We start from the raw sequence: 19,904 nt of genomic DNA, 5'->3' as shown, positions 1-19,904 counted from the left end.
CGATACAGACACACGTTACAGATTTTCGTTACAGAAATACGGGCGAGCTAATTGCTACAGATACCCCTGGGCCCGCAGCTGAGACGACTCTATCACGAAGCCCCGAGAAACTGGAATGGCCTACTCCCACACTGTCTCGTACTCACAGACTGCCTGGTAGTAGCTCTCGTCGTCGACGACCGGCCGCGGAATCTTCCCCCCGTCGAAGTTCCCCAGATGACCGATATGGATAGGGAAGTGACCAGTCGAGGGGTCGTCTTGCTGGCTGGTTGCGACCAGTCGACGATTGACCAGTCGAAGCGAGGCAGTATCATCAGCCTCTTCGGCCTTTTGTTTCCACTGAGTAATGGCTCTCCGAACCGTCTCTTTCTGTTCCGATCTAATGTCTTGTCTTGGCAAATTCACCCAGACATGGGCATTCTCGGTAATGTAGAGCCGGCCCGCAGTCCCTCGATATTTCTGATATTCGGCAACCAGTTCGGGGTGATTGAACGCGGACTCGAATCGATAATCCCGCCACTTCCAAACAAGTTTGCCGTCGTGACCGACGGCCCATCGTTCACCGTTATTGAACGTGAAACCCTGCCACACCTTGATACTCGACTGGGTGGGTGGCGTCGGATCAGTCTCAACCTCCTCGAAATCGATCGGGGTTTGGAGTTTGCCGACGTAGACGGGGACCCATCCACTGTCGACCGGTGCCTGGTCAACGTGTTCGTAGTCTTTTGCGGGGATCTTCGTGAGAACCTCATTATCTGCAGTCACACGGATGCTCCCGCGACCGCCACTTTTCCCAAGAAGTACCAGCGCTCGCCTGAGACCTGACGGTGGTTCTGTGAAGATGTTGAGGTCTCGGTGCTCCCATTTCAACACTGTATCCTCGAAGTCGTCGTCCGAGACCAGACTGTACTTTGACCCTCGGTACGCAGACGGCCAGGGATTTCCAGGTTCGATGGTGATCGATTGGCCATTCTTCACTGGGACTGTCGTGGACTCCTCTTCAAATATCGCTGTCATGAATATTAGATACTCTCCAGGTAGTCTTCGAACGCTCCGTACTCGCCGTCTTCTTCTGGGTCAGCGTACAGCGTCCCGGTCTGGCCTGTGTCAGGGTCGGTGCCCTTCAGTGGGTCATCCCGTCCTAACCGACCTTTGGGCCCTGGCTCCTCTTCGCCCATCTCCACTTCGAATACCGGTTCGATCTCCAGGGGAGCGATTGTGGCGCGGGGAGCTGGGATCGACGGGATATCGACGATCTCTAAGATTGGCCCATCATGATCTTCGCCTTCCTCCAAGACCGTTCCCACGGCATCCATCGGCACGAGCACACGCTGGAGCCAGGCTTCGAGATGGCCGCCATCATAGCACCGGATGTCGTTCGTTTCGGCGTAACCCAATGCTTGATCCGTAAACGACCCGTTAGTCACCACCGCGAGTTCGGAGGGGCTTCGACGGTCTTCGGGAACTGTCTGGCCTTCAAGAAGTGCGTCGACCTGGTGAGAGTCTACAGCTTCCTCGGTTGTGGGGACGATCAGGAGTGCGATGGTTCCACCCTGTCGGTTCCAGACTAGATCGGATTCAACCTGGTCGTGGGGTCCCATCCTGAGTGTGTTCCCGTCAAACGACTCGAGAACCAGTCCTAGTACGCGGGCAGCTTCCCTATTCGAGAAAAACTCGAAATCATCGGCGCTTAGCCGTCGCCCGCGAACCTCACGAGGCTCCGCCTTTGTCGACGGAGGTTGTGAGAGATGCGGTTTGATGGACGCCTCTTCGGTGTTCTCAGAGACATTTTCGATGATCGCTTCGACGCGGGAGTGTTGAACGTTGTCGAGCTCGCGTTCACCCAATACGGAGACGATCTTCTCCAGGTCGACATTGTTCGAGAGCGCTCGACGAACTGTCGATTGCACCTCACCTGGACTGTACCAAGTCGGTGCATCGCCTCGGCGACTCATAGTCGCCCTCCTGTGATCTTCGCGAGCATCCCGATCTTGTGTCGCTCAACAACTGACTCGCTCTCGCGGCTCACGACGATGATTTCGTCGGAGCGGAGCAGGTGTGACTGACGAGCAACGACATAGCGAGAATTCACGCCGAATTCCCCCGAGTCGGTGTTCACTGCCTCCGGGAGTTCGAAGTCGTCCGGCAGCAGTGCTAGTCCGTCAGATCTCAGTTTACGGCAGGTGGAGCACTTGCCATTCTGGAGCACACGCTCCGAAACGTATTGCCGACAAGTCGAACATTCGGCTCGGTGCTCAGCACACACCGCTGCCTTCGTGATTGGAGCCCAAGACGCGTGCTCACGGCAGAGTCGCTCTTGACAAACCACACAGGAGACGAGATGGTCCTCACATCGTGGTTGTACGTCTTTCATTCCCGCTTCGCGTTCGCAGACCTCACAGTTCGACATGTGCTGCGAGCAGTGCTCGACCCCATCGTCGCCACACGCTACACTATGGTCTGAACAGAGTGTCTCGCCGCACGTCCCACATTGAGAGCGATGGTTTGGACAGAATTCGCCGTCACAGACACTACAGCGATCAGTGTGGTCCGGACACACCAGCTCATCGCATCCGCGGCAGAGAGTACTGTCCACGATGCACACCGGCTCACCGCATTCAGCACAGCTGCTGAGATGATCGGCGCAGTACTGATCACCACAGCTCTTGCAGGCCTCGATGTGCTGTGAACAATGGGAGTCGAAACAGTCAGCGCACTCTTCGAGATGGGCCGGGCAGTGGAGGGCGTCACAGGTTGCACAGGGCTCAGCGTGGGCTGGACAAATCACATCGCCGCAGGATGTGCAGACCGAGAGGTGATTGTCGCACAGATCGTCGCCACAGACACTGCAGGAAGTAAGATGCTTCTCGCAGAGAGTTGCATCGTCAACTGAACACCGTCCACTATCGGTCTGGCAGAGTACGTCGCCACATTCGGCACACTCCTCGCTATGCGAATCACAGACCGGTTCACCACAGTGATCGCAGTCAACTAGATTCGCCTCGTCGAAATACCCCTCACACTCGACACACTGTTCCGCGTGGTCGTGACAGTGGAAGCTTCCCGTCAGCCCCGTCACCACGCCGTGAGACATGCAGAAGTGCTCGTCACACACTACACATTCGCCCGCATCAGAGTCACAGACCAACTCGCCGCAGTGCGTACAGCCGATCAGATTCTCAGGGGCGAAATCACCGCCGCATTCGGCACAGCAAGCGGAGTGATCGAGGCAACGGAACTCAGAGGCTATCTCAGTTACTGCGCCGTGGGTTGGACAGTACGAGTCCTCACAGACTGTGCAAGATTCGAGGTGGTCAGAGCAGACAGCCTTCCCTGTGTGGGTACACTCTCCGGAGTCGTAGTCACAGACGGGTTCCTGGCAGTACTGGCATGTTTGGACGAGGTCGAAGCAGAACGCTCGTTCACACTGGATGCAGGTTTCCGAGTGGCTCGGGCACAGTGGTTCCTCGTGGTCTGCACACTGAACAGTGTCCTCAGGGCAGAGTGTATCCTCGCACTCACTGCAACTGGTCCCGTGCTCAGGGCAGAGATCGTCGTTGCAGGCGTCGCAACTCTGTGCGTGGTCTGAACAGGCAACTGCATCACAGGCTGTACAGTGAACGCGGTCGGAGTCACAGACTGTGGTCTCACAGGTGCCACAACTCTCCAAGTGGTCTTCACAGAACGACTCGTCACATAGGTCGCACTCCTCTGCGTGCTCTAGGCAGGTTACTGCTCCGCACGTCGCACACTCAATGCTGTCTTCGGTACAGACGATGTCGTCGCAGAGCCGGCACTGTCCATGGTCCGATTCACAGACTGCCCGGCTACAAACTGCACATTCTGCGAGATGACCCTCGCTGAACTGACCCTCACAAACCTCGCACGTTGCGATGTCTTCTGCGCAATGATAGCCTCCACATCCGTCGCAGGCAAACGCGTCGTCTCTACACCGGGTGTCGCCACATGTCTCGCAGGACACTCGATCGCTCGGACAGAGGGTTCGTTCGCATGCAGTGCAGGCGTCTGCGTGGTCGGAACAGATGGTCTCAGAGCAAACCCCGCAGTGACTGCAGTGTGAGTCACAATGGAGGTCTCCGTCGACTGTACACTGGGCGAGATGGTCGTCGGAGTGGAACTCGTCGCAGGTGTTACATGGCTGGCCACAAGCCAGACAGGTTTCTTGGCCGGTTGCCCCACACGTTTCGATGTGAGCTGAACAGACTATCGAACCACAGTGGGCACATTCTGAGTTGCAGTCGTGACACTCGACTCGGTGGCAGAGTTCGCACTCACACATTGGGGGGTCACAGTTTGGACACCCGGGTGAGGTACATGACTCACACACGTTGAGACAACCAGCACAGACGACAGTCCCGCATGTACAGACTTGGGGGCGAGTTTTCGGACCGAATCCAGTGCTACAAGTCGCACAATCGAACTGATCGACGGTCCCTGTGGCTGGTGCGTACTGCACAGTCGTGCTTGCAGTGTTCTCTCCGTCGTCGAGGGTGAGAGAGAGGGACCCTTTATCGTGTGCCACTAGAGTCAGTCCGACCAGCGTCACGTTCACGGCGACGTCGTGTCTCGCGACCATCTCCTCGATTTCTTCCCGCTCCCGTTCGGCGAATGCCTCTTTTCGTCTCCTGAGGGCGCCGCCGCGGAACTCCTCCCGTGCCTCTTGGCGCCGTTGATCGTATAGATCCTTGATCTCTTCACTCCGCGTCTCAGCGGCTTCGGTCGCCTCCTGGAGCAGTTCTGCGGCGTCGTCTTCGATACGTGCTTCGACCTCTTCGACTGCCGTCTCGTAGCGGTCCTCGACGACCTCGTCCTCGGGATCTATCGAGACCGTTCGGTGAGAATTGGCGAGATTACTCGTGTGGGCCAGTAGGCGCTGGGTGAGATCGGGGAGACGTCCCCCAGTCGCAAGATCCAGCGTAACTGTTTCGAACCGCTCCCGGTGGAATGATGAAACACTCTCCATTTCGACGAGGAAATGGAACGAGACTGCATCTGCAGTCTGTTCTGGTTCGAACTCATCCACTCGAACAGTCAGCTCTGACACGTCGAGTGCGTCCGGGAGCGGAGTTTGCAGATCTGCTGCCGAGAGGTGGATTCTCCCGACTGATACCTCCTGTTTTGTTAGTCCCAAAAGCTCGTTGAACGGGAGTGATCCTGGCTGAATCAAGAGTTCTTCGCGACCCGGCTGCTGGTCTTTCGGATCGAAGACGACTGCCACTTCCCGACTTTCCGAAAGATTTGTTAACGGCTCCGGGAGGGTGACTCGCCAGCAATCAGCTTGGCTTCGATCTATTTTACCGCCGAAGGCTTGGATCGTCGATGCCGTGAACCGTCGTGTCTCGAGGCGATTGAGAGAGCCGACGTCGTCGACGCTCATGCGCTCTCACCGAACTCGAAAGTATCGAATACTCGCCGATTGAAGTCGTCCATCTTCTCTTGGGCCTCGGTATTCTCTTCGAGATCAACGGCCATCTCCTCGAAATTGTTCTCGAGTTCGATCTCGGAATCCGCATGCCGCAACTTCTCGAACACCTCCCGCTCGAAGTCCGAGCCAGACTTCTCCATCCGTGAGAGGATATCTCGGAGGCCGCCAATGGACTGATTGAAGAGGTCGATCTTCCCGAACAGTTTGTCGAGGACGTGTTCCTCTATCGTGTTCTCAAGCGCCATATTGAACACGTGGACCTCACGGTCCTGGCCAATCCGATCGACACGGCCAATCCGCTGTTCTACCTTCATCGGGTTCCATGGAAGGTCGTAGTTGACCAGGACGTTGCAGAATTGCATATTTCGCCCCTCACTGATCGAATCGGTCGCCACCATCACACCGCCCTCATCACGGAATTTTGCAACCATCCGTTCCTTTCCTTTGCTGGAGAGGTCGCCGTTCACGATGTGAACCGGGAGGTCCAAGTCTCTCAAGCCGTCCGCGATAGCGTCTTGTGTCGGCCTGAACTGCGTGAACACGACTGCTCGTGTGGTGCCAATCTGGTCGCGTATCGTCTCGATGATATGACTGAGGCGTTCTTGCTTCGTCGTGCGACTGATATCCCCGATTATCTCCCGAATTTCAGCGAGGTGCTCACGTTCTGATGAAGTGAGGTGTTTCTCGTCATCGCTAACCCAGTTGTCAATCGTCTGTTCAACGGCATACGGGCTGGAGACGACCTCTTTCTGGAGTGTAAACAGAACGAGATGGCGAGCCCCTTGGCTGGAGTAGTTCGAACGGACGTAGTCCGTGACCGCATCGTAGAGTTCGCTTTCAGCACTCGACGGTTCGAAGATGTTCGTGTGGACTTCTCGGTTCGTGAAATCGATCTTCGTCTCTTCGCGCCGGTTCCGAATCATCACCCGGTTGAGTTTTTCTTGGAGTTCGTCGGCTCGTTTAATCTGCGCATCGTCACTGTCGACGACGTACCGCTGGTCGAACTGTTGACGAGTACCCAACATTCCGGGCCGGATGAGGTCGACAATATTGTACAGGTCGGAGATATCGTTCTGGATCGGTGTCGCAGTCGCGAAGAACGCTTCACCGTAGTCGAGTTCGTCGATCAGTTCGTACCGCATTGTGTCTTCGTTGCGCACGTAATGGGCCTCGTCGAGAACGACGACGTCCCAGCGGCGATTGAGAACATCGTCTCGGTTCGTCTTCGATTTCGCAGTGTCGACACTCGCGATGATTTTGTCGTGCGCATCGAAGCCGAGAAAGTCGTCGTCGTAGTTACAGACGAAGTCGAGACCGAACTTCTCCTGGAGTTCGTTCTGCCACTGGGGAGCTAATTGAGCAGGAGTCATAATGAGGAATGTATCTCGAGTATCGCGGAAATCCATCTCCTTTAGGACCATCCCGATCTCGATTGTCTTCCCGAGTCCAACCTCGTCCGCGAAGAGTGCTCCCCCACTCATCTGGAAGAGCGCACGGTGTGCCGCCTGAAGCTGGTGGTCAAGCAGCTTGATTCGGTCCTTTATTTCTTCGACGGAGAGCAGTTCCTGCTGACCCTGCGCAATCTCGAATTCACGGGCCTGAACATTCAACAGATGTCCGGTGGCAGTCTCGGAGTCATCCGAAAGTGCGCGGGTTGCGGCCGAGGAATCGTCAATAGAATACGAGATCTGAGGTGAAACATCGGGCAATTCCGCATCGTCTGACATCTAGATCGTTAGAAAATCGGTGGGTGAATAAATCTTATCGCCGATATCAAGACTCAGCTTCAAACCGACTTCGGCTTTCGGTTTCGAATATTTAACTTTTGATAGAATGAGTGGGTGTGGTGTCGTCAGAAATATATTTGCGGACCTACTCCACCGAGCAAGTGACTCTCGCTCTCGTCACACCAAAGCGATGACTCAAACATACGAGCCCGGAGACGAATGGTCGAATCACTATCGGGGGTATCGCCTTCGGACCAACCCCGATGGAGATGTGTGGTGGCAGGCCTACCAAGGGACGGACCGCCTCTACGTTGACCCAACTCCCGAAGCGTTAGTGGAGTCCCTCCTCGAACTCAAGCGGCTCGGTGGTCGGGTTCGGATCACCGAGGACAACGATGTCCTCACTCGCATGGAAGACGGCGATGACTATGAGACGTACTGGGTCGGGGAAATCTCGCTTTCAGGCGAGTTGGTTCCCCCGGAAGATCCTCAGTACAGCATCCCTCTCCAGCCCGATGGTGTTGAACCGGGCGATCTCTGGCCGAGTGTATATGACGGGGCGAAGTATTCGTTCGGTCCAGGCGTTGACCGCATCTGGTGGGCTAATCCGCAGACACACAAGGACCACCCAGTTCAGGATAGTTTAGAACCAGAACTCGTGAACAGCCTTGCTCGATACAAACCACGGGGTGGCTCGTTACGAGTGACACCGTGGAACGATGTCCTGACGCTCGTCGATCTCGACCGGCTCCCTCAGGACACACGCGACGAGTTCGACGCTCTCCCCCGTGTCGTCAAGAATCTCATTGCGCTACGACGAGAGCGTGGCGGGGTCCGGAAACTCCCAATCTACGTGGGTCAAATCCAGAAGACACCACTCTCGGTCGCCGAGCCGCGGTCGTTGACCGACCCATTCGACGAGCAGGGTGGAGTCGATAGCTGGCTTGATTCGCTGGGTGAGTCATCCGCGACCAACCCCAAAGATCATACTGTGGATGACCCGACGGGCAACGCTACTCACGACGATGGACCGGACATCCCCGACGACGATCCGACCGACTGGTAGTTATGGGTCGGCGATTTCCCACTCCGCTGTTTGGCATGGAGGACATCCGGCATCGGAGTGAATGCTTCGTGGAAATTGCGTGTGAGTCTTCGGAACCGATCCCGAAAGCTGACCTCGTAGAGATCGCGCGGGAACGGCTTACGAAGCCCAACGGGGACGCGTACTCCGAGCAGTACATGTCCCGGGTTGTCTCCACGTACGCCCATGTCGGAGTGCTCAATCAGACTGCAGATGGGATCACGGTCTACGAGTTCGGTCACGAGTGGAGACAAGGCGAGATAGATTTTCAGACGTTGCTCTGGTACGGGGTGAAGCAGTCCTGGGCGCTGGAAGGATCGTATCCAGAGGGAATTGAGGGACTGTACAACATCCATCGGGTGGTAAAACGAGTTGAGGAGCCCATCTCTCGCGAAGAGATCCGCGTCCGGCTCGCTGATCGCTACGGTTACGAGTTCAACGACGGCGGTATCCGGGGGTATCTACCATTGCTGGAGCAAATGGGCGCTCTCGATAAGCGGGAGAGTGGGTTCCTCGCCGGGAATCCAAACAAGTTCAGCGACCGGTTCCGGCAGGCAGATATTCTCTGGCAGTACGAGCAGTGGCTCAAGCGGGAAGGGGCGACTTCGTTCCCTCCGTCAGACCGGGTCAAACGGGACCTCGCGAAATACTATATGTATCGGGAGTCGGGTGGTGTGGGTCAACACCGCCGGTTGTTGGACACCGCACGGAAGGAATACCTCGATGAGTCCGTAACCGAGGATTCTTCGGAACCAAAATTACGGCGATCAGAGCTCTACGTTGAGCAGGAGCGGCGACGAAAACGCCTCCGAGACGACATCTGCAGTCGGTTCGAGAGATTCGAGCCGCGGGATCTCGCTGGGCTCTCAACGGCTGTCCTGGAACGGATTGCTAACGCGGATTCTCCAGAAGAAGCAAGTCGTGTAAAGTCCGGCGCAGGAAGTGGCTTCTCGCGGACTGATCTGGAAAGACTGGCAGCAACCGACCGGCCGGTTTATACCTTCCCGGAGGAGTTCGAGTTGTACGACTGGCAGCGAGAAGCTGTCAACGAGTGGTTCGCCGATACTGAAACCCGACCAGAGCACGGAATCGCTCAGGTCGTGACGGGCGCCGGGAAGACAGTGATGGCGCTAGCTGTGATCCGACAGTGGCTCGAGAACAACAGCGAGGGTGTCGTTACAGTTGTGGTGCCGACGAAGGTGTTGATGCACCAGTGGTTGGAAGAGTTAGTCGACACCCTGGGAGTCCCACCGAGTGATGTTGGCTGGCTCGGTGACGGCCACAAGGATTCGTTCGGGGACGGTCCACGGATTCTGATTTCGATCGTCAATTCCGCCGTGAAGAACGATGCTTTGAGCGCGCGGCTGAGCGATATCGATACGACTGAGCACTTATTGATCGCAGACGAGTGTCACCGGTACACTGGTGACCACTTCTCGAAAATCTTCGATTGTGAACGGACTGCTGCCCTCGGCCTGTCCGCGACACCGCTGTCAGACCCGACAGGGGAGGAACTCAGCCCGGAGGACGAAATGCTGCTCTCGAACCTCGGCGAGATCTACTACGAGCTCTCGTACGATGAAGGGTTAGAACGTGGATTGATCCCCCGGTTCCGGATCAACTACGTTGGGTTCGAACTGACCGACGCTGAGCAGATGGCCTACGACCGTTTGACCGACGCTGTAGTTGATGCGATCACCGATATCGAACGACAGTATCAGAATCGCCTGTACGAGCTGGACGGGAGTTTTGCCAGGAAGCTACAGGTGATTAAAAACGAAGCCGAGAGCCCGACTCCAGCCATCACCGACTATTTCGAGTACACGACTGAACGACGAGAACTGGTAGCCGACGCCGTTGCACGACAGGCTGTAACACTTGACCTCCTGAATCGAAATCTCGAAAGCGATCAGAAGACGATCGTCTTCCAAGAACGGATTGAGCAGTTAGAGCGGATGGTGGCCCCGAAGGAAACTCGAGGGCGGAATTACGGGGCTGGTGAGGGTACTGACACCGATGTCGACCGAGCTAAGCTGTACAATCGATATCCAGAGCTGGAACGAATTGACGACCGTCTTGAGGACCTCTTCTTTAAATCGAGTTATCGGCCGGTGATGTACCACTCGGGCCATCGTAGTGACGCATGGAACGACTTCGCCATCGAGTGGTTCGGCGACGACGGCTTCGCGAATGTCATGTTAAGTGTGAAGGCGCTCATCGAAGGTGTGGACGTACCTAGTGCTGACGTCGGAATCGTCCGAGTCTCTTCTGGGAGTGTTCGACAACGGATTCAAACGTTAGGGCGAATCCTCCGGACCGGCGAGAACCCCGACAAACAGGCTGAGTTGTACGTATTGTACGCACGGGATACGGTCGACGAGAATATATTCGATCGCTACGACTGGCGGAAGGAGTTGTCTCGAGCAGAAGTTCGACACCTCACGTGGGATACCGACGAGGATACGATTGATGGTATACTACGATCCGCGACTGACGACGAGATTCCGGAACCCCCGACTGTTCGAACAGTCCCCGACACAGATGAAATAGAGAGAGGTGACCCCTATGAGGGACCACGAGAGGGGTTCCAATTCAGCGTCGATTCGGAAGGGCGAGCTTTCTCGAAGACCTCGAACGGCCGGAAAATCATCGAGGCTGAGGACTACCAAGAAGTGGCGTCGTTCGTCTATCGAGAGAAAGGTGGCGGGAGTGTCACGGTGAACGAAGCCGACCATGCCATTACCTTCCTCAATGATGAGTGGGTGTACCTCGGAGAAGTTAGTGACCCATCTGAGTTGACCTATCATGCGGACGAAACTGGGAGCTTGACGGACGAGTCAGAATTCTCGCTTGAGGATCTGTGAACTATCTCGGATATCTGAGCCCTAGCTTACTTCTCGTGGAACTCCAACAATGAGTCCCTCTATATTTCCATCAATTTCCCGCGTATCCCTTCCAAACAGTCTGGTTAACGGCAAAATCCTTTGAGTGGGAGCCCACATTTATCCGCAATGTCACTGATCGGCTTTCGACGCGAGGATAGCGAAATCGAATACCTCGAGGAGGTTGAGTACAGCGAGGAACATTTAGAGGACGACCTTCACGAGGTAATCCACAGTGATCCGAGGCTGGTGATGGGGACGCTCACGACACGGGAGAACGTCGTCCTCGGGAGCAAAATCCAGTTGCCCACCGGCAAGGAGCCCGACCTGCTCGTGTGCGACAAGAGGGGGACACTCACGACGATTGAGTTCAAGCGCGACCGCTCGCCGCGGTCGGCCGTGACCCAACTCTTCGACTACGCGTCTTCGCTGGCCCGACTGGACCGGGACGAGTTCTTCGACCTCACTAACTACGAGTCGCTGGAGGAACTGTACGAGGCGTTCGACCACGAGAAGGACTCGGAGTTCGATATCGACGACTTCGAACGGGAGTTCGTCGAGGGGCTGGAGTCGCCCCAGCTCATGTTGGTCGCGTACACGATCACCGACGACGTCCGCCGGATGACGCGCTGGCTGCGGGACGCTCACGACCTGAAGATCAACTGCGTCGAGTTCGACTACTACGAGCGAGACGACGCCGAGATGTTCGTCCCGACGATCATCGGCGCCGACGAGACGCAGGAAATCAAGGAGCGTGAAGCATCGCCGAAGCAGAAGAAGTACCGGCGGTTCTTCGGCGAGGTACTCGAACGCTTCAAGGTTGAACTCCCCGGCGTCACGAGCAGGAGAGCCAGCAGCGACAGCTGGATCACGATTCCCGCCGGCCACTCGGACGTCGAGTTCGTGTGGCACTTCAAGGGTGACCCCGGCGACAAGGAATTCCACGTCGTGATGAACTTCCAGTTCGACGAGTCCACACGGAACGAAGAGATGCTCGAGACGATGTTGGCGGCGATCGAAGACCGACCTCTGGATGTCCCCGAGGGGATCCACTCCGAAGAGTACGGGAGTAGCGGATACACGCGGCTCTTCGTCAAACGCAAGGTTGGCCGACTGGACGAGGCTCTGGAGGATGAGGGGCTCAAAGAGTGGGCCGTCGATAGGTTGGTAGAGTTCCACGAGCAACTGACGCCGGTTTTAGACGAAGAACTGCGGTAGTCGCATCGGAAGGACCTTCCCACATGTACTCTAAACATTGGAGCCGATGACTGTAGAGGACAATAGTTGAGACTGGCAAACTCAATGCATATGGAACTGTCTTCCTTCGATGGCCCCAGCTAGAGTGTCCGCTCGACAAACTGCGACACAATGCGGTCCTCGGCAGTCCGAAGCCGATACACTCTATCGCGTTCTAGTTGCCGGCACTGGTGATGTGTGACACCGAGAGTGATACACTATCGCGAGGGTGTGATTCTATCATATCGTACACATCCCCGATCGGAGAGCTACCAGTACTGAGCGGAGAATGGAACGACCAGAGGTTGGTGGGGTTACCCCCCGTAGCCCTCACCCTCGATTGGGCCGCTAAACACGCCGTAGAGGAACTTGAAGTACCACAGTACCAGCAGCAGGACCGGAAACCCGAGGACGGTCACGAGGTTCAGCGCTAGTGGCGACACGACCGCTTCTCTAACCAACAGCCCGGTCGGCGGATAAATCGTCGGATACAGCAGAATTGCGACCAAGATCGTCAACAGTGTGGGCAGCGACAGCGCGCTCGCGAGCCAGGCTCGGTACTGTCCGCGTCTGGCCAGTACGCTCCCGCCCAGTCCGACGGCGACCGAGAGAGCGACGACTGCAGCGACGGGCAGCGAGAGCACCGCGTCGGCAGCGCCGCCCGCATCGGTCAGGACGACGGTTCCCAGCAGCACGACCACACCGCCAAGGTACGCCAGTGTCGCACCGATGCCGTACGCTCGCAGTTCCGATGCCAGACCGGGCTCGGTCTTGGCTGCGAGGAACGCCGCCCCCGTGACTATCGAGACGGCGACCAGGCCGACGCCAGTCAACGCCACTGGTAGCGTCGCCCCGCCGAACAGCCAGCGACCCGCGAGCATCCCCAACAGGAGCGGCGCGAACACGCTCCCGCCGATGAACGCGTAGTCGGTGTAGCGCTTCCAGCGCTCGTCATCGCGCTGCTCGCGGAGTTCCGGACCGAGGCCGCGGAACACCAACGCGAGGACGAACCCGAGCGCGAGCAGATAGTTGTCCGCCAGCAGGCGCGAGTACACGCGCGGGAATGCCGCTAGTAGCATCGTCCCGAAGGCGACGACCCACACCTCGTTCGCGTCCCAGACCGGTCCGAACGCCGCCAGGAACGTCTCCCGCTCGCGTTCGTCCGTCCGGGTCGCGTAAAGCATCCCGATACCGAAGTCGAACCCGTCGAGGACGACGTACATCCCCAACGCGAACAGCACGGCGCCGAACCAGATCTCCGGCAGCGATTCGACGAGGTACGCGTCGACGGGCAACAGCGGGTCAGTCATCGCTACTCACCCACGGAATCGGGCCGTGCCAGCGGCCGCCACTCGACTCTCGAACGCCGAGTGACCGGAGTTCCTCCCGGACCAGCCACTTCAGGATGTACAGCGCAGTCAGCATCAGCCCGACGTAGAGCACGACGAACCCGACCAGGGTCAGTGTCGCCTCGGCCCCGGTGAGCGTCGATGACACCGCCTCGCTCGTCTTGAGCTCGCCCTGGATGACCCACGGCTGCCGGCCGATCTCGGTGACGTACCAGCCGGTGAGCAACGCAGCGTAGCCGAACGGCGATGCAGCGATCATCGCCTTCAGGTAGCGTGTGCTGTCGGACAGCCGCCCGCGATACATGAGGTAACCGCCCCACAGTGCCAACCCGATGAACAGGAATCCGAGCCCGACCATGAAGCGGAACGACCAGAATACGAGTGCTACTGGGGGGTTCTCCTCGTACTCGTTCAGTCCGATGACCTCGGCGTCGAAGTCCCCGCCACTGGCGAGGAACGACCCGACTGCGGGAAGGCTCACGGTGACGAGGTTCTCGGCTCGCGGGTCGGTGAGTGCCTCAGGTGACTTCGGAAACGCGAGCAGGTGTAGGTCGGCCTCCCCCGTCTCGTAGTGAGCCTCCATCGCGGCAAACTTCTGTGGCTGGGTGTCCTCAACGTGGCGGCCATAGGCGTCGCCGTGGACCGCTTGGAACGGTGCGGAGATGATCAGGAGTACGACAGCCAGCTTGAGTGCGGTGTTCCAGGCTTCAGTGTCGGGCTTTTTCCAGACGATGTACGCCGAGACGCCCGCGACCAGCAGTGCGACCGAGATCACCGACGCGTTCATCATATGGACGTACATCCAGGGCATTCGCGGGGTGAGGAACGCGGCGAACGGATCAGTTAGTTTGGCGACTTCCATCCCGTTGCGGGTGACCATCTCGTAGCCCCGTGGGGTCTGCATCCAAGCGTTAACGATCAGGATCCAGAACCCCGACAGCCAGGCACCGAAACCAACGAGTACCGACGAGATGACGTATGTTCGGTCCTCAACACGGTCGCGGCCGTACAGCAACACGCCGAGGAAGACGGCCTCTAAAAAGAACGCCATCTTCGCTTCGAAGGCCAGCGGGCCTCCGATCAGTTCACCGGCCACCTCGGCGAACTGTGGGAAGTTTGTGCCGAACTGGAAGCTCATCGGAATCCCGGTGACTGTACCCATCACGAAGCCGGCGGCGAAAACCTTCACCCAGAACGAGCGCAATCGCGCATACCGCTGCTCGTTCGTCCGCACGTCTTTCCAAGTAAAGTAAATAATAAACGGTGCGAGCCCGATCGAAAGGGACGCGAAGATGATGTGAACGGAGATTGTCCATCCGAACTGCATGCGGCTCGCGATTTCCGGTGAGAGGAACGTCACCAATCCTGGGTCGATGGCACCCAGTAGTGTGATTGGACCCATTGACCTTACGCTACGGCACAATAGCTTATGAGTAGCCCCACGGTTCCCACTTTGGAGCATTCACCACAACAGCTTTGATTACTAGACCCGTAGTTTTCCTACACCTCAGAGGAAGATCGTTTTCTTTATATTGACTTTAGTTTGGTAAACGCTAAACCGACAGAATTGGCTGTGTAGAGGCGACGTAAACGATATTATGGCGAGAAAATCAATTACATGGACGCTCTTGTGGCGTAGATTGTTGGTTAGGATCTCGTACATCGGGTGAGTCCCCTGAGATTCCTCTTTCAACCGGTTTCGCCCCAGTTCTGGATCGATTGATCGCGTAGTTCAGGTCTTACAAAATCACCAGGCTACTCTCCACTAACAATCCTCTACCCAAGAGCGAAGGCCAGAATGCGGGTGTTGGGATTCCGCGTGAACCGACACGGAAGCTCAGATACCACTGGAACGAGCCTGGTGAGTCAGAACCGGACGATTGCTACGTGGCAGAAGTTGAGGCTGGTAGTCTCAATGCATACGATGTGGATTGGGAGGTTTTGGTTCGGAGAGTCTTAGATCATAAAAACTCGATGCCCGTGATCTCGAACCGGGCTCCGCCAGCGTCGGCCGTGGCCACCCGCACGTCCCAGCCGTGCGCGTTGGCGATGGTCCGCACGACCGAGAGGCCGTAGCCCGACTCCTCCTCACGGGTCGTGAATCCGTGATCGAACACCTCATCGCGGATGTCCTCGGCGATCCCGGGGCCGTCGTCTTCGATGTAGATGCCGTCCCGCAGCGCTCCTACCCGGACGGTCACGTCCTCCCCGACGTGGTCGATGGCGTTTCGAAACAGATTTTCGAACAACTCACAGAGCCTGTCGGGATCCGCACTCACCGGGCGCACCGTCTCGTAGTCGAGGGTTGCCCCAGCCGCAGCGCCACCCGTCCCTTCCCACGCGGTCGCGATCACGTCGCTGATGTCGGTCGGTTCCGGGTCGGTGACGATGTTGCCCTGCCGAGCCACCCGTAACAGGTCGTCCACCAACTGTTCCATCCGGTCGGTCGTCGCTTCGATCGATTCGATGTGCTCGGGATTGCCGGTTTCCTTAAAGAGGTCAAGCCGGCCGTCGATCACGTTCAGCGGGTTCCGAAGGTCGTGGGCCAGGATGTCCGTGAACTCCTTGAGACGGTCGTTCTGGTGTTCCAGCATCCGCTCGTACTGTTTCTTCGCCGTCGTGTCACGGCTGACGACCGCGTATCCCGCCGGCTCCTCGAGCGACGAGATCGTCATCGTGGCCCAGAAGACGGAGCCGTCCGCCCGCTGGTGCCACTGCTCATCCTCTATCGTGTCGGCCGCCGCCTCCCGAAGCATGGCGGCGACGTCGGGATGTGATTCGTCCTCGTCGGTGTCGATGTCGAACTCGGCGATCCCGTCGTCGGCAAACAACTCCCGCAGACTGTGCCCCACCATCGACTCGGGCTCGTACCCGTACAGTGTTTGGGCTGGCGCCGGCCAGGCGGTGATCGTCCCGCCCGAATCGAGCATGAAGATGGCGTGGGAGGAGACCCCCTCGATCAGGTGCTGATACGGTGCCTCCGCGTCTCGGGCGTGCCCGCTGCGGTCGCCATCCGGCGGCTCAGACATCGTAGTATCCCGGCGTCGCCGAGGACCGGGTGTGCCCGAGCGTGCTCATGAGTCCACCTCTTCCAGCGACAGGACAGTTTGATGGAGTGCATCCATGCCCGGACTCTCGTACGCGTCCTCCGTTACCCACTTGTACCGGACGGACCGGGACTCGTCAATCGTCAACAGTGCCCGCTTCGGGACACCCTCGTGGTGCTCCCACTCGTCGTAGGCCAGCCCATACTGGTCGGTGATCCGACCCCTCGTATCGCTCAACAGCGGGAATGGGAGGTCGTACTCCTCGATGAACCGCTGGTGGGCGTAACAGGAGTCCAGCGAAACGCCGAATACGTCGACATTCTCGGTGAACGTTAGGAACTCCGCATCACGGAAGTTGCAGAGCACTTCCGTACAGACGGGGCTAAAATCGAACGGGTAAAACACTAGGACCACGGCACCCTTATCGGTGTAACTGCTCAGTTGATATTCGCGAATCTCGTCGCCCTCCGTGCCCGGCAACCGGAAATCGGGAACGGTCTCGTTTGGCTCACGCTCCACGTTCTTCGTCATCGGTCGGTCCCCATCCAATCACGCTGAGGCACGCGACTGCTCTCGGACGAGCCGGTCTGCCGGTCGAACCGAGCTGTGGAGCGCATCAACTCTCCCCCCCCGGAGCCGTGTAGATTGCGACCTGATCGGGCGTGATGACCACGTAATGGTCCCAAATCAGCGTACCCAGGTACAACGGACGACTAGAAGACCACTGGAGGGTCTCGAAAACATCGGGATCAATCCACCCTGCCAGCGTGGTGGGGCGATCGTAAACGTCCACCCCCGCAGCGAGGAACGCATCCACGACTGCCTCAGTCATTTCTTCCTCACTGTCGATTGAGTGGCGGACAAGGAGGCTAAATTCTCCGTCGTTCAACGGCAGTAAGGGCTTCATAAGAAGGAATAAGAACTTCATAAACATTATGATGGGTGGTTTTACTATTCAGGATTTTTTTGTTATGTGGGTAACACGCCATATTCGATACCACTGACTGCCAGGGGTGGTAGACAAGTGGTGCTTGATTTCGGAAGCCAACGCGGCTTCGATGACCTCAATGGCTGGCTATTGGGGGATTGCGCTGAATAGAACTCGTCTAAGTCGGCCACTACATCCTCATCAATATTTTATCACTTTTGACAAACCGCGATAGTTCGTTAATTTGTCGTGGGCATTTGGACGCGTTCTTGATAGTGGGATAGTGCAGACTCAAATTGTGTCAGTATCGCCCACAACGCGACAGACGGTATTCCGGAAGATCGCACAGACCTCCCACACCACGTGGCCTGCCTACGATTCGACACCGTTGTACGATCGGAGTTCACTCAACGGTCTTGAAGAGGACATCCGCACCGTTGCAGCCGCGTGGTTCGATCACGATCCCCTCAATTCTGTCGATGAGTTCGTCTCTCACTACCCGTTGGCGTATGTCGAATTTCGCCCTCACGACCAGTATTCGGTGGGAACACGATACAAGATGGCGCAATTGTTCCGCGTCTTCCTGCTCAAAGAAATCCATGGCTGGAACCACGAGACGGCACTCGTTACGTACCTTACTCACCACTTAGACCTCTGTGAGCAACTAGGCCTAGAGACAGTCCCAGACCAATCGACGCTGTGGCGCAGCTGGCACCAGCGGTTCACTGCTGACCTCCGCGAGACAGTCCAAACAGCTGCCCGGACGATCCTCATCAAAGCCCAGAACGCCGGGGTCACAGTCCCGCGCGAACCAGAATACCACCTTCCATCTCACAGTGACGAAGAGGACGAATCAGGCCCGGAAGATCACGCTGTTCTCGACGAAGCGGCACCGATTACGGACCACATCCGTCGCGTTGTCTTCCCGGCATTCTCGCTGGATCGGGGGGAGGGCTGCGAGATTCACGAGAACGCCTACTGGGACTTACAGATGTATTTCGGACTCCGCGAGCGGTTAGCTGCGAACGAAGGGGCTCGCAGTTTTGTCTACGAATCGACTCGGGAGCGGACGCCGTTGGGTCACGCCCACCGAGAACACATTCGTGGCCTCTCTATCGCGCTGATTCGCGAGATGTACCGACAGGCGGTGAATCGGCTGCTGGACGAAGTCGCAGAGACAGAGCAGTTCTTCCGAGCCGGAATAATCGCCATCGACATCACTGAAGCTGATCCCTTCACCGGCGATCGAACGGGCCACGAAGACGAAATCATCGGCACGAAGGAGCAAACCGACGAGTACGCCTACCAGTGGGCAACAGTCCAATTAGTCGGCAACGCCGTCCCAATCGTCCTTGACGCGCGGCCAGTTCGGAAGGGTGAGTCCCGCGTAGAACTCGTCACGGATCTCTTGGATTCTGCCGAGGAGATGGTTCATGTCGATAACGTCCTGATGGATCGGGAGTTTGACAGTCAGCACGTTCTGGAGATGATCAGCCAGCGCGGGCTCTCCTACGCCGTTCCCAAGCGGATGCAGACCAGTGAGAAAGCCCAGGCCAAGCGGTTGCTCCAGCGAGACCAAGACCGATACGAGACGGACCGGAAGTTGCATCTCGGCAAGAATGAGTGGCACAAGACGACGCTGATCTACCGCCGGATAGAAGACTCCGAGCACGACGACCACCGGCAATACTCGGTATTCATGACGAATTGCGGGAGTGGTCACCTTACTGAGTACGGCTACCGCTGGGAGATTGAGAGCGGGTACAGGTCGATCAAACGGTTCATGGCGGCGACGACGTCGAAGGATTTCGGGCTCCGGTTCTTCTACTTCGGGTTCGCGTGTCTTCTGTACTCGATTTGGCGAGCAGTGGATCTGCTGGTACAGGTCGAGTTGACCGGTGATTATGAACATTCGCCAATGGTGACGGCAGACAATACGCTGACGCTGGTGAAGAAGGAAACGGGAATCGGATAGCAAGGGTCTCTCTCCGTGAGAGCGCAGCGTCTGAGTGGCAACACTATCCAGAGTCTCGGAAATCCGCTGGAATAGTTGCCTGTGGAACAAGAGCGGCCGTTCAGAAACCGATCTGACGCAGATTTCGCTCATCGATTCGGGCGATACCACGCATTACAGACCCGCTAAACCCGCTGTAGTCTCAACTTCCAATACGTGGAATTCTATATTGCGATATACAGTTTAATATC

Annotated in this window: 16 protein-coding genes and 1 pseudogene; 7 read left to right on the top strand and 10 right to left on the bottom strand. The window is 57.3% G+C overall.

All coding sequences use genetic code 11. The features are described 5' to 3' along the window. Positions 1 to 120: 120 nt before the first annotated feature. Genes NO345_RS18255 through NO345_RS18245 form a run of 3 tightly spaced genes read right to left on the bottom strand, consistent with a single transcriptional unit; the run spans position 121 to position 2,209 of the window. Positions 121 to 1,017, bottom strand: a complete 897-nt coding sequence (locus NO345_RS18255; protein ID WP_256301675.1) for a hypothetical protein — start codon at positions 1,015 to 1,017, stop codon at positions 121 to 123. 5 nt (positions 1,018 to 1,022) lie between these two features. After that, a complete protein-coding gene (locus NO345_RS18250) occupies positions 1,023 to 1,955 on the bottom strand; it encodes a hypothetical protein (protein WP_256301674.1) in 933 nt (310 codons plus the stop codon). Then, complete coding sequence (locus tag NO345_RS18245; protein WP_256301673.1) at positions 1,952 to 2,209, bottom strand: hypothetical protein; 258 nt, start codon at positions 2,207 to 2,209, stop codon at positions 1,952 to 1,954. Before NO345_RS18245 ends, NO345_RS18250 begins: the two co-directional genes overlap by 4 nt. Before the next feature lie 291 nt (positions 2,210 to 2,500). Between NO345_RS18245 and NO345_RS18240 the strand changes: the two genes are divergently transcribed. From NO345_RS18240 to NO345_RS18230, 3 genes are all read left to right on the top strand, one after another. After that, complete coding sequence (locus tag NO345_RS18240) at positions 2,501 to 2,689, top strand: hypothetical protein (protein WP_256301671.1); 189 nt, start codon at positions 2,501 to 2,503, stop codon at positions 2,687 to 2,689. A 3-nt stretch (positions 2,690 to 2,692) separates the two neighbouring features. Beyond that, positions 2,693 to 2,893, top strand: coding sequence for a hypothetical protein (locus tag NO345_RS18235; RefSeq protein WP_256301669.1), 201 nt, complete (start codon positions 2,693 to 2,695; stop codon positions 2,891 to 2,893). A gap of 192 nt (positions 2,894 to 3,085) precedes the next feature. Then, positions 3,086 to 3,589, top strand: coding sequence for a hypothetical protein (locus NO345_RS18230; RefSeq protein ID WP_256301667.1), 504 nt, complete (start codon positions 3,086 to 3,088; stop codon positions 3,587 to 3,589). A 1,805-nt stretch (positions 3,590 to 5,394) separates the two neighbouring features. On the opposite strand, the gene NO345_RS18225 is transcribed toward NO345_RS18230, so the two are convergent. Continuing rightward, positions 5,395 to 7,173: a DEAD/DEAH box helicase gene (locus tag NO345_RS18225; protein WP_256301665.1), complete on the bottom strand. Its 1,779-nt coding sequence runs from the start codon at positions 7,171 to 7,173 to the stop codon at positions 5,395 to 5,397. A 334-nt stretch (positions 7,174 to 7,507) separates the two neighbouring features. On the opposite strand from NO345_RS18225, the gene NO345_RS18220 reads away from it, so the two are divergent. From NO345_RS18220 to NO345_RS18210, 3 genes are all read left to right on the top strand, one after another. Continuing rightward, complete coding sequence (locus NO345_RS18220) at positions 7,508 to 8,239, top strand: hypothetical protein (RefSeq protein WP_256301663.1); 732 nt, start codon at positions 7,508 to 7,510, stop codon at positions 8,237 to 8,239. Positions 8,240 to 8,274: 35 nt separating this feature from the next. Continuing rightward, positions 8,275 to 11,121 (top strand): DEAD/DEAH box helicase, encoded by a 2,847-nt coding sequence (locus NO345_RS18215; RefSeq protein WP_256301662.1) that lies wholly within the window; start codon positions 8,275 to 8,277, stop codon positions 11,119 to 11,121. Between the two features lie 147 nt (positions 11,122 to 11,268). Further along, on the top strand, positions 11,269 to 12,357 hold the full coding sequence (locus NO345_RS18210; protein ID WP_256301660.1) for a DUF4268 domain-containing protein: 1,089 nt from the start codon (positions 11,269 to 11,271) through the stop codon (positions 12,355 to 12,357). 119 nt (positions 12,358 to 12,476) lie between these two features. Here the strand turns inward: NO345_RS18210 and NO345_RS19905 are convergent. The 6 genes and pseudogenes from NO345_RS19905 to NO345_RS18185 all read right to left on the bottom strand — a co-directional run. Next, positions 12,477 to 12,658, bottom strand: a pseudogene (locus NO345_RS19905) (helix-turn-helix domain-containing protein); the annotation flags it as partial. Positions 12,659 to 12,689: 31 nt separating this feature from the next. Continuing rightward, positions 12,690 to 13,685, bottom strand: coding sequence for a cytochrome d ubiquinol oxidase subunit II (locus NO345_RS18205; RefSeq protein ID WP_256301658.1), 996 nt, complete (start codon positions 13,683 to 13,685; stop codon positions 12,690 to 12,692). After that, complete coding sequence (locus tag NO345_RS18200) at positions 13,678 to 15,126, bottom strand: cytochrome ubiquinol oxidase subunit I (protein WP_256301656.1); 1,449 nt, start codon at positions 15,124 to 15,126, stop codon at positions 13,678 to 13,680. The genes NO345_RS18205 and NO345_RS18200 overlap by 8 nt, the downstream gene beginning before the upstream one ends. Before the next feature lie 559 nt (positions 15,127 to 15,685). Further along, the gene (locus tag NO345_RS18195) at positions 15,686 to 16,753 is read right to left on the bottom strand and encodes a two-component system sensor histidine kinase NtrB (protein WP_256301654.1); all 1,068 of its coding nucleotides are present in this window, start codon (positions 16,751 to 16,753) and stop codon (positions 15,686 to 15,688) included. A gap of 45 nt (positions 16,754 to 16,798) precedes the next feature. After that, complete coding sequence (locus NO345_RS18190; RefSeq protein WP_256301652.1) at positions 16,799 to 17,302, bottom strand: redoxin domain-containing protein; 504 nt, start codon at positions 17,300 to 17,302, stop codon at positions 16,799 to 16,801. An 85-nt stretch (positions 17,303 to 17,387) separates the two neighbouring features. Beyond that, positions 17,388 to 17,699, bottom strand: coding sequence for a hypothetical protein (locus NO345_RS18185; protein WP_256301650.1), 312 nt, complete (start codon positions 17,697 to 17,699; stop codon positions 17,388 to 17,390). Between the two features lie 298 nt (positions 17,700 to 17,997). On the opposite strand from NO345_RS18185, the gene NO345_RS18180 reads away from it, so the two are divergent. Continuing rightward, the gene (locus NO345_RS18180; protein WP_256301648.1) at positions 17,998 to 19,674 is read left to right on the top strand and encodes a transposase; all 1,677 of its coding nucleotides are present in this window, start codon (positions 17,998 to 18,000) and stop codon (positions 19,672 to 19,674) included. Positions 19,675 to 19,904: the final 230 nt, after the last annotated feature.

Source organism: Haloarchaeobius salinus, from assembly GCF_024464185.1.
Classification (GTDB): Archaea; Halobacteriota; Halobacteria; order Halobacteriales; family Natrialbaceae; genus Haloarchaeobius; species Haloarchaeobius salinus.
The sequence above is the reverse complement of the archived record's forward strand: the minus strand, read 5'-3'. Positions and strand labels throughout refer to the sequence as shown.

Coding starts and splice junctions, on each gene's coding strand:
- NO345_RS18255 (WP_256301675.1), bottom strand. CDS start 1,017: ATGACAGCGATATTTGAAGAGGAGTCCACGACAGTCCCAGTGAAGAAT.
- NO345_RS18210 (WP_256301660.1), top strand. CDS start 11,269: ATGTCACTGATCGGCTTTCGACGCGAGGATAGCGAAATCGAATACCTC.
- NO345_RS18190 (WP_256301652.1), bottom strand. CDS start 17,302: ATGACGAAGAACGTGGAGCGTGAGCCAAACGAGACCGTTCCCGATTTC.
- NO345_RS18185 (WP_256301650.1), bottom strand. CDS start 17,699: ATGAAGTTCTTATTCCTTCTTATGAAGCCCTTACTGCCGTTGAACGAC.
- NO345_RS18240 (WP_256301671.1), top strand. CDS start 2,501: ATGGTTTGGACAGAATTCGCCGTCACAGACACTACAGCGATCAGTGTG.
- NO345_RS18205 (WP_256301658.1), bottom strand. CDS start 13,685: ATGACTGACCCGCTGTTGCCCGTCGACGCGTACCTCGTCGAATCGCTG.
- NO345_RS18200 (WP_256301656.1), bottom strand. CDS start 15,126: ATGGGTCCAATCACACTACTGGGTGCCATCGACCCAGGATTGGTGACG.
- NO345_RS18225 (WP_256301665.1), bottom strand. CDS start 7,173: ATGTCAGACGATGCGGAATTGCCCGATGTTTCACCTCAGATCTCGTAT.
- NO345_RS18250 (WP_256301674.1), bottom strand. CDS start 1,955: ATGAGTCGCCGAGGCGATGCACCGACTTGGTACAGTCCAGGTGAGGTG.
- NO345_RS18215 (WP_256301662.1), top strand. CDS start 8,275: ATGGAGGACATCCGGCATCGGAGTGAATGCTTCGTGGAAATTGCGTGT.
- NO345_RS18235 (WP_256301669.1), top strand. CDS start 2,693: ATGGGAGTCGAAACAGTCAGCGCACTCTTCGAGATGGGCCGGGCAGTG.
- NO345_RS18195 (WP_256301654.1), bottom strand. CDS start 16,753: ATGTCTGAGCCGCCGGATGGCGACCGCAGCGGGCACGCCCGAGACGCG.